Annotated in this window: 4 protein-coding genes; all 4 read left to right on the top strand. The window is 74.6% G+C overall.

Features of this window, described 5'->3' with window-relative positions; all coding sequences use genetic code 11:
* The coding region (locus ABZY57_RS30175; protein ID WP_356517309.1) for an MFS transporter at positions 1–1,326 on the top strand (1,326 nt) is incomplete at its 5' end.
* Positions 1,323–4,643: an amino acid adenylation domain-containing protein gene (locus ABZY57_RS30170; RefSeq protein ID WP_356517307.1), complete on the top strand. Its 3,321-nt coding sequence runs from the start codon at positions 1,323–1,325 to the stop codon at positions 4,641–4,643. The genes ABZY57_RS30175 and ABZY57_RS30170, both read left to right, overlap by 4 nt.
* Positions 4,644–4,728: 85 nt before the next feature.
* Positions 4,729–7,812 carry an AMP-binding protein gene (locus ABZY57_RS30165; protein ID WP_356517305.1) on the top strand — a complete coding sequence of 1,028 codons (3,084 nt, stop codon included), beginning with the start codon at positions 4,729–4,731 and terminating at the stop codon, positions 7,810–7,812.
* A gap of 404 nt (positions 7,813–8,216) precedes the next feature.
* The coding region (lanKC, locus tag ABZY57_RS30160; protein WP_356517303.1) for a class III lanthionine synthetase LanKC at positions 8,217–10,454 on the top strand (2,238 nt) is incomplete at its 3' end.

Below are 10,454 nucleotides of genomic sequence, written 5' to 3'. Positions count from 1 at the left end.
CGGTTCCTGGCCGTAGCCACCGGCCAGCAGCTCTCGATGATCGGCTCGGCGCTCACCGAGTTCGCCCTGCCGATCTGGATCTACCTGCAGACCGGCTCGCTGTTCCAACTCGGCATGCTCGCCGCCTTCGGCCTGGTGCCCGGCATCGTGGTCGCCCCGCTGGCAGGCGCCGTCGTCGACCGCGGCGACCGCCGCAGGGTGATGCTGTGGGGCGATGTCGCGGCAGGCCTGACCCAGGCGGCCCTGCTGGCGCTCTACCTCAGTGATTCCCTGGAGATCTGGCACTGCTACGTGATGATCTCCCTGCTCTCCGCCGCGCTCGCCTTCCAGCGCGTCGCCTGGGGCTCGGCGGTGCCGCAGCTGGTGCCCAAACGCTTCCTCGGACGCGCCAACGGTGTGGTCCAGATGGCACTCGGCCTCGCCCAGTTCCTCGTTCCGCTGATCGCGGTCGGCATCCTGCACGTGATCGGCCTCGGCGGCATCCTGGTCTTCGACGTCGTCAGCTACCTGGTCGCCACCGGGGTCACCCTGGCCGTGCGCTTCCCCGACGTGATGGCCGCCACCCGCCGGGAAGGCGTCGGCGCCGAGATCCGCGCGGGCTTCCGACGGGCTCTCGGAAGCCGTCACTTCAGGGCCATGCTGTTCTGGTTCGCGGCGCTGAACATCTTCCTCTCGCCGCTCTTCCTGCTCATCACCCCGCTGGTGCTCTCCTTCTCCTCGACCGCCGCGGCCGGCTGGGTCTCCACCGCGGCCGGCCTGGGCGCCGTCCTCGGCGGCCTCACCCTGCTGGTCTGGGGAGGCCCGCGCCGGATGCGCCTGCGCGGAGTCCTGTTCGCCACGCTCGGTCTCGCCGCCGCATGCGTCGTCACCGGCCTGAGGCCCTCGGTGACCGTGGTCGCCGCCGGCGCCTTCGGCATGACCTACGGGCTGGCCCTGCTCAACGGCATCTACGCGACGGTCATCCAGACCAAGGTGCCGATGCGCTTCCACGGCCGGGTGATCGCGGTGAACACCCTGGTCGCCTGGTCCACCCTCCCGATCGGCTTCGCCCTGGTCGCCCCGGCCGGCCCCGAGCTGCTCCAGCCCCTGATGGACGAAGGCGGCGCGCTGGCCTCCAGCGTCGGCACATTGATCGGCACCGGCGACGGGCGCGGTATCGGCCTGCTCTACCTGGTGTTCGGCCTCGCGATGGCCGCACTGGTCCTGATCAGCCTCTGCATTCCCGTCCTGGCCCACTTCGACCGGGACGTCCCGGACGCCGAGTCCGACGACCTCATCGGCCTGGAAACCCTGCAGGCCCGCGCGAAGAGCGAGAGGAACGCATGACCTCCCCGACCCCCGTCGCCCGCCATCCGCTGACCGACGAGCAGCGCCGTCTCTGGTTCCTCCAGCAACTGGACCCGCAGGACGCCGGCTTCAACATGTACCTGAACCGGCGCTGGAGCGGGCCGATCGACCCGCGGGCGCTGAGCGCGGCGCTCACCCGGCTCACCGCGCGGCACCAGGTGCTGCGCACCCGGTTCGCCCTCGACGGCGAGCATCCCGTGCAACTCGTGGAGCCCGTACGGGATGTCGTACTCACCCTGGTCCCGATACCGGACGCCGCGGAGGAGTCCTTCACGGCGGCCTGCGCCCCCTTCGCCAACGCCCCCTTCGACCTGGGCGAGCGCCCGCCGCTCCGGGCCGTCCTGGTCAGCGCCGGCGAGCACGAACACGCCCTGAGCGTGGTGGTCCACCACATCGTCTCCGACGGTTGGTCGTTCACCGTGCTGTGGCGCGAGCTGCTCGCGCTGTACCGCGAGGAGATCGGCGAGGGTCCGGCCGAACTACCGGATCTCAAGCTCCAGTTCGGGGACTTCGCGCTCGCCGAGCGGACCAGGCTGGACGGCGGCGCAGCCGAGGAGGCGGTCCGCCACTGGAGCGGGCGACTGGCCGGCGTGAGCGCCCTGCGCATGCCGCTGGACCACCCCAGGCCCGTCGATCCCTCCCACCCGGCCGGTTTCGCCGATCTCGCCCTCGGGCCCGACCTCGTCGCCGGACTCGACGCCCTGGCCCGCGAGCAGCGCTGCACCCCGTTCATGGTGCTCCTGACCGCTTACCAGTTCGTGCTGGCCCGCTGGACCGACTGCTACGACTTCGCCGTCGGCACTCCGCTGGCCGGCCGCAACGAGACCGCCCACGAGGCCCTGCTCGGCTACTTCTCCCGTACCGGAGTGATTCGTGCGGACCTCACCGGCGAGCCCGGCTTCCGCACGGTGCTGCGCCGGGTGCGATCCGCCACGATGGCCGCGCTGACCCATCAGGACGTCCCGCTCGAGCGGGTGGCCGCCGAACTGGCACTGCCCGTGCTGCCGGGCGTCGGCCCGCTCTACCAGGCGGTGTTCGTCCACCAGAGCCAGTACGAGGCGGCGGGCGACGACGAGCGGACCGCGCTGCCCGCGGGCGTCCGGACGGCGAGCATGGATTCCGGTTTCGACCGGGCCAAGACCGATCTGCTGTTGGATAGTTGGCGCACTCCGAACGGCGGCATGACGCTCTCGTTCTGCTTCGACCGGGAGCTCTTCGAGCGCGCCACGGTCGAAGCCCTGGCGCGCCGGGTCCGCGACCTGCTCGCCCGAGCCGTCGTGGACGTTGAGGTCCCGCTCCACGGCGACTGGCTGCTGGACGGCGAGGAGCGCGCCGCGCTCCTCGCCCTCGGCGCCGGACCCGCCGTCGCCGAGGACGTCCCCCCGATCCTGCGCGGCTTCGCCGACCAGGTCGCCATCCGCCCCGACGCACCCGCTCTCGAATGTGCGGGCAGCGTCCTCACGTACGCCGAACTCGACCGGACGTCGAATGAGTTGGCCCGCCGGCTGGGCCCGGTGGCCGGCCGTGCGGTGGGAGTCCGGATCGAGCCGTCCTTCGGACTGGTCACCGCTCTGCTGGCGATCTGGAAGGCCGGCGCCGGCTACCTGCCGCTCGACCCCGCGCACCCGGCCGATCGCCAGCGGCTGATGCTCGGCGAGGCGGACGCCGTCCTGCTGCTCACCGGAGGCGAGCGTCCGGACCTGGGCGTCCCGGTCCTGAACGTCCGGGGCCCGGGCGTTCGGGACCTGGGCGTCGGTGATCTGGACACCGGGACCGGGGACGGGGCCGGGCCGGCGGGGCCCCCGGGCATCGAGTCCGGGAGCACGGGGCCCTCCGGGGAGGCGCTGCCCGGGAGCGCCCCGAACGGCCTCGCGTACGTCCTCTACACCTCGGGCTCCACCGGCACTCCCAAGGGCGTCGCCATCGAGCACGCCGCTCTGGCCGGGCGCGTCCGGTGGATGGCCGGACCGGAGGGGTACCGGCTCCGGCCGGGCGACCGGATCGTGCAGTTCGCCTCCATCGGCTTCGACACCCACGCCGAGGAGATCTGGCCCGCCCTCAACGCGGGCGCCTGCGTCGTCCTGCTGCCCGGCGGCGGCCGGATGCTGCCCGACCTGCTGCGCAGCGAGGCCGGGCGGTCCGTCACCGTACTCGACCTGCCCACCGCGTACTGGCAGGAACTGGTGGCCCTCGGGGACCGGACCCCGTGGCCGCCGGCGCTGCGCCTGGTGGTCCTCGGGGGTTCCGAGGCGCACGCCGTCACCCTCGCCCAGTGGCGGGAGCGGCACGGCGACGCCGTCCGGCTGGTCAACACCTACGGCCCGACCGAGGCCACCGTCATCGTCACGGCGGGCGAGCTCGCCGGTGGCCCCGGCGACCGTGTCGGTGCCCGCCCGGGCCGCGGGCCCGCCGCAGAGCGGCGTCCGCCGCTCGGCCGCCCGCTGCCCGGGGTCCGGCTCTACCTCCTGGACGAGCGCGGCGGGCTGCTGCCCGCCGGCTCCGAGGGCGAGCTGTACATCGGCGGCAACGGCCTCGCACGCGGCTACCTGGCCCGGCCCGACCTGACCGCGGAGGCCTTCCTCCCGGATCCGTTCACCGGCGCCCCGGACGACCGGATGTACCGCACCGGCGATCGCGCCCGGTGGCGCACCGACGGGCAGTTGGAGTTCCTCGGCCGCCTCGACGGCCAGGTGAAGATCCGCGGGTACCGGATCGAGCCCGCCGAGATCGAGGCCGCCCTCACCGCCCACCCGGCGGTCGGACGGGTGGCCGTGGTGGTCCGCGACGGCCGTCGGCTGATCGCCTATGCCGTCCTGCGGCCCGCCGCCGGGCAGCGGTCCGAAGCCGCGCCTCAGGCGGGCGAACTGCGCGAGTACCTGGCCCTGCGGCTGCCGGCCTTCATGGTGCCGGACGCCTTGGTGCTCCTCGACACCCTCCCGCTGACCGTCAACGGCAAGCTCGACACCACGGCCCTGCCCGACCCGGACCCGGCGGGCACCGCCGCCGGGTACCTGGCGCCCCGCAGCGATGCGGAGGCCCTGGTGGTCGACCTCTGGCAGGAGGTGCTCGGCGTACCGAGGGTCGGCGTCCTGGACGACTTCCTCGCCCTCGGCGGGGACTCGCTCCTTGTCACCAGGGTCGCCGCCCGCATCCGGGCCGGCATCGGTCTCGACGTGTCGATCCGCGACGTCTTCGCGAGCCCCACCCCGGCCGCCCTGGCGGCCCGGATCGAGGCCCTGCTGATCGCGGAGATCGATGCCCTCAGCGAGGAGGAGGCGGCCGGCCGGCTGGACTGACTCCGCCTGCCCGACCGCCTCCCTCCCGCCCTCTCGTCCGTCCTCCGTCCCCCGAATCACACCGGAGCTCGCCATCACCACCACCGTGCCGCCCGCCGCGACGACCGTGCCGGATCTCCTCGACGCGCGGGCCGCCGAACACCCCGACCACGTGGCGCTGCAGGTCGTCGGCGGCGGGGAACTCAGCTACCGCCGTTGGCGCGAGGAGGCGCTGCGCGCTGCCGTCGGGCTGGCCGCCGCCGGGGTCGCACCGCACGACCGGGTGGTGCTGCGGTTCTCCAACGCGCACTGGGAGCGGTACGCCGTCGGCTTCCTCGCCGTCCAGTACGCGGGCGGGGTCCCCGTCCCGGTCCGCGAGGACCTGTCCGGGTCCGAGGCCGCCGCCCTGGCCGCCCTGGCCGGAGCCGGCACGCTCCTGCGGGAGGGCGGGGGTGAGGGCGAGCGCGAGGGCGATCCGCCGACCATCCCGGGGCTGGTGGACCTGCGGCTGGACGCCCTGCTGGCAGCTCACCCCGAGCCGCCGGCCGGCCCGCCGCACCGGGTCGGACCCGCCGACCCGGCCCAGGTGATCGGCACCTCGGGGACCACCGGCGCGCCCAAGGGCGTGCTCGCCGCGCACGGAAACCTGACCGCGGGCTTCACCACCCACCCCCGCCGCCGCGCCTACGCGCACTCGCGGCACGCCCTGCACGCCTTTCCCATCGGGACCAACGCGGGCCAGGTGATGCTGCTGAGCGCACTGACCGCCGCGCCCACCCTGCTCAGCATGCCGCGCTTCGACGCGGACCAGTTCGGCACCGCGGTCGAGAAGTTCGGGATCGGCACCGCCTTCCTGGTGCCCTCGATGGCGATCGAACTGGTCAACGCGGGCACCGCCCGGCGGTACGACCTGAGCAGTCTGCGCCTGGTCAACTCCTCCGCCGCCGCACTGCCCGTACCGGTGGCGGCCGCGCTGGCCGCCGCGCTGCCGGGCGCGACCCTGGTCAACACCTACACCTCCGCCGAGGCCTCGCCCGCGCAGATCTCCACCGTGGTCGACGCCCTCCGCCCGGGCTCCCTGGGCCGCCCGGCGGACCCCCGTGACGTCCGGATCCTCGACGCGGACGGGCTGCCGCTGTCCGCCGGGCAGGTCGGCGAGGTCTGGCTGCGCCAGCCCGGACCGCCCCGCGGCTACCTGGGGGCCGCTGCGGAGAGCTCCCGGGTCTTCCGGGACGGCTGGGTGCGGATGGGTGATCTCGGCCGCCTCGACCCGGACGGCTACCTGTACCTGGTCGACCGGGAGAGCGACGTCATCAAGAGTGGTGCGCTGAAGGTCTCCACCCTGCGGATCGAGGAGGTGCTGCACGAGCACCCGGACGTCGCCGACGCCGCCGCGCTCGGGCTGCCGCACCCGGTGATGGGCGCCGTCCCGGTGGCGGTCGTGGTCGCCGGGCCCGACGGCCTGGACCTGGACGAGCTCCGGCTGTTCCTGAGCGCCCGGTTGAGCCGGCCCGAACTGCCGGTCCGGATCCTGCTCGCCGGCGACCTGCCCAGGAATCCGAGCGGCAAGGTGCTCAAGCACCTGCTCCGCCCGCTGTTCGACGCGCCCGCGGCCTCCACCGGTCCCGCGGTCGCCCCGGCCTCCCCGACGGAACTGCGGTTGGCCGGACTCTGGCGACGCCTGCTCGGCCGGCCGGTCACCGACGTGGCCGCCGAATTCTTCGCGCTCGGTGGCGACTCGTTCAGAGCCGTCCAGCTCGCCAACGGCATCAGCGGCGAGTTCGGGGTCCGGGCGGGCACCGCCCTGGTCTTCGAGCGGCCCTCGCTGCGGTCCCAGGCCGTGTGGGTGGACCATCCCGACCGGCGGGAGACCGCTCCCGGCGGAGCGTCCGCCGGGACGGAGACCGTGACGCCCTACCTGGCCGCGCTCCGTGCCCAGCCGCACGCCGTCGCGCTCACCTCGCAGCAGGAGAACTTCTTCCGCTGGATGGCCGAGGCCCCCGGGCGGGACGCCGGCGCGGTGACGGCGCTGTTCCGGGTCGCCGACCGGCTGGAACCGGAGACCCTGGGCCGGGCGCTCACCGAGGTGGTCCGGCGCCATCCGGCGCTGCGGACCCGGTTCGAGGCTGCGGGTGAGGGGGTCGTGCGGGCGGTCCTGGACGAGGAGCCCCGGGTGCGGATCACCCTCACCCAGGCCCCGGGGGCCACGGACGCGGAAGTGGACGCCCTGCTGCTGGCCGAACGCGATCGGCTCACCGACCTGGCCCGGGACCCGATGGCGCGCCTCCTGGTGGTCAGCCGGTCGGAGGCCGACCACGTGGTCCTGGTCGCGGTCCACCACATGGTCTCCGACGGTTGGTCGATCGGCGTCCTGCTGGCCGACCTCGGGGTGTTCTACTCCGCGCTGCGGCGGGGCCGGTCGGCCCCGCCGGCCCGCCCGGGCCCGGGCTACGAGGAGCTGGTCGACTGGGCGAACGCGCACTGGCCCGCCTCCCGGGCCCACTTCCGGGCCGCGCTGGCCGGGGCGCCGGAGGCCGTCGAGCAGTTCGCCGGGCGTCGTGCCGTGGAGGAAGTACTCACCCAGGCACACGAGTTCGAGATATCGGCGCCGGTGACCGAAGCCCTGCGGGCCCGGGCAGCCGAGCTGGGTGCCACGCCCTTCCTGGCCGTCACGGCGGCCTGGACCGGACTGCTGGCGAGCCGCAGCGGCCGTCCGGACCTGGTGGTGATGACCCCGGTGCCCGGCCGCCCGCGCCCTGACGCCGAGCGGACGGTGGGCTGCTTCGTCCAGTCGCTGCTGCTGCGGGTGGACGCGAGCGGCGGACCTGGTTTCGCCGAGCTGGTGGACCGGCTGCGGGCGGTCCACAGCGAGGCACTGGACCACCAGCTGTACCCGTTCGCCGAGTTCAGCCCGTCCGTGCCGTTCGCCGCCTGGCTCCGCTACGAGGCGTGGGCGGCGCCCGCACAACTGCCCGGCCTGGCCTGCGGGCCCTGGGAACTCCCGCGCGGGAGCACCGTCCCCTGGCCGCTGCCGGGCGGCGACCGGGGCGTGCCCGAGCTGACCGTGGTCGAGCAGCCGGACGGCGGCCTGCGGTGCTGGCTGCAGTACAACGCGCGGGCCTTCGAGCTCCCCGTCATCACCGAACTGGCAGGGGAGTTCACCGCCGCGCTGACCGCCGCCTGCGGGTGACCGCCGCCGGCTCCCGTGCCGATGACCGCACCCCCGCGCCGGCGACGGGGGCGGGGCGGGCAGGGGCGGGCAGGGGCGGGGAGGGGCGGGGAGGGGCGGGCAAGGAAGGCGAGCACCAGGAACCGTTCGCGCACCAGCGCGTCGACGGAGGCGCCGAGCAGCCTGGGCGGCCCGGTCGATCGAATTGCGGCGCCTGTTGCCAGGTAGGAGCACGTGCGGCGCACCACCACGGCTCGACCGCCGACGGCGACACTTCGACGTGCCCCTGCCCAGCCACCGACACCCCGCCAGGACATCACCGGTCGCACGTTCGAGCCGGTGTGTCGTGGGTACGACCCCGTCACCGGTCCCGGCGTCCGGCGCGGCCTGCGTGGCCGCCCCTCACCACCCTGCGAGGAGATTCCGTGCTCGAAGGCTTCGGCGAAGCGCTCGCGGACCGGGAGTACTACCTGCCGCTGCCGAGCGTGGCCGACCCCGGGCCTCGTTTCGCTCCCGGCGTGGTGCCGCCGGGCCTGTGCGGCACTGACCAGGGCATCTGGACGGCCTGGGACATTTCGCGGACCGGGCTCGCCGAGCAGGGCTGGAAGATCCACGTGTCGGCACGGCTGGACCGGGCGCAGCACGTGCTCGACACGGTCGCCGGGATCTGCTTCTCCGAAGGCGTGCCGTTCAAGCACCTGCGCGCCCGTCTCTTCTTCCTCTTCCTCCATCACAAGCACGCCGGGCGGGCCCAGGCGGGCAAGTTCTGCGCCGCCTACCCGCCGGACACGGCGACCGCCCGCCGGCTGCTGGAGCGCCTGCGCGACGCGCTCGACGGGGAGGAGGGGCCGTACGTCCTCACCGACCGCCGCTTCCGCGACTCGCGGACGGTCCACTACCGCTACGGCTCCTTCGGCGGCCGCAGCCGCCTGCGGGCCGACGGCACCCGAGAGGGGCTGGTCCTCGACGGGTCCGGCCGCGAGGTCGCGGACCTGCGGCTGCCCGCCTTCCACCTGCCCGCGGGGATCGCGGACCCCTTCGTCGAGCAGGAGGAGCAGCCGCACACGGGCCCGATCCTGATCCGCGACTACGAGGTGACCCGCGCGGTGCGCCTGAGCAACGCGGGCGGCACTTACCTGGCCCGGGACCGGCGGACCGGCCGCACCGTCTTCGTCAAGGAGGCCCGCGCCCACAACGGCCTGGTCTTCGACGGGACCGACGCGCAGCAGCGGCTGCGGCACGAGTACGGCGTGCTGCGCGAGCTGCACGCGGCCGCGCCCGGGGTGGGCCCGGAGCCGCTGGACCACTTCACGGAGTGGGAGCACGACTTCCTCGTCACGGAGTACGTCGCCGGGCAGCCGCTGGTGGGCTGGCTGAGCCGGTCCTCCCCGCTGGCCCGCGCCGACCGTACGACCGAGTCCGTCGCCGCGTACTACGAGGCGTGCCGGCGCCTGCTGGCCGCGCTGGACGCCTCGCTCGCGCGGCTGCACGCAGCCGGCTACCGGTTCGGTGACCTCAGCTTGGGCAATGTCATGGTCACGCCTTCGGGCGGGGTCCGTCTGGTGGACTTCGAGGCGGCCTCGGCGCTGTCCGCGGCACCCTCCGGTATGGGCACCCCGGGATTCACGCCGCCGCCCGGCGTGCTGCGAGCGGACAGCGATCCACTGCTGCAGGACCGGTACGGCATGTCGGCGGTCGCGTTCGCCTTCCTGGCCCCCTTCAACGAGATCGCCGAGCGCGCACCCGCCAACCTCGCGCTGCTGCGCCGCGACCTGGCGGACGTGGCTCCGCCCCAGGACCTGTGGCAGCGGGCCACCGCCTTCCACCTCACGGAGGACCGGGCCGATCCCGACCGCCTGCCCTCCCCCGCCGAGCTGGACGCCGACCCGCGCGGCCGGCTCACCCGGCTGGCGGAGGAGGTGACCGCGGGGCTGCTGGAGATGGCTGACGCCGACCGGCCGGAGTGGGTCTTCCCGCCCTCGCCCGAGGCGTTGCGGACCAACAACCTGTGCCTGGCCTACGGCACGGCCGGGGTGGTGCACGCCCTGCACCGCGCCGGGGCCGCCGTGCCGGAGGAGATCCGCGAGCGGCTGCGCCGCGAGACACTGGCGCAGCGCGACTCGCTGTCCCCCGGCCTGCTCCTCGGCTCGGCCGGCATCGCCCGGGTACTGGCCGGCCTCGGCCTGCGGGACGAGGCCGTCGACCTGCTGCGGGACGCCGACGACCACCCGCTCACCGCCTCCTGCGGCACGCTGGCAGGCGGGCGGGCCGGGGTCGGCATGGGCTGGCTCGCCCTGCACCGGCTGACCGGGGAGAGCAGCCACCTGGAGCGGGCCGCCGCGGCAGGCGAGGGCCTGCTGCGCGCCCCCGACCTGCAGGCGCACATCGGCGAGCACGACGCCCGCGGCCTGCTGCACGGCCGCTCGGGGCTCGCCCTCTTCCTCCATCGCCTGTCCCGCGACACCGACGAGCCCCGCTACCTGGAGGCGGGCCGCCTGCTGCTCCACCAGGAGCTGGACCGGACCTTCCCGCTGGACGACGGGGCCTTGTCCGTCTCCGACGACGCGCGGCTCACCCGCGCCATGCCGTACCTGGCCACGGGCGCGGCCGGTGTCGCCACGGCACTCACCCGCGCCATGCCGTACCTGGCCACGGGCGCGGCC

The organism is Streptomyces sp. NPDC006450, from assembly GCF_040612195.1.
GTDB lineage: Bacteria > Actinomycetota > Actinomycetes > Streptomycetales > Streptomycetaceae > Streptomyces.
The sequence above is the reverse complement of the archived record's forward strand: the minus strand, read 5'-3'. Positions and strand labels throughout refer to the sequence as shown.

Excerpts from the sequence above, each read along its gene's own strand:
- ABZY57_RS30170 (WP_356517307.1), top strand. The coding sequence starts at position 1,323 with ATGACCTCCCCGACCCCCGTCGCCCGCCATCCGCTGACCGACGAGCAG.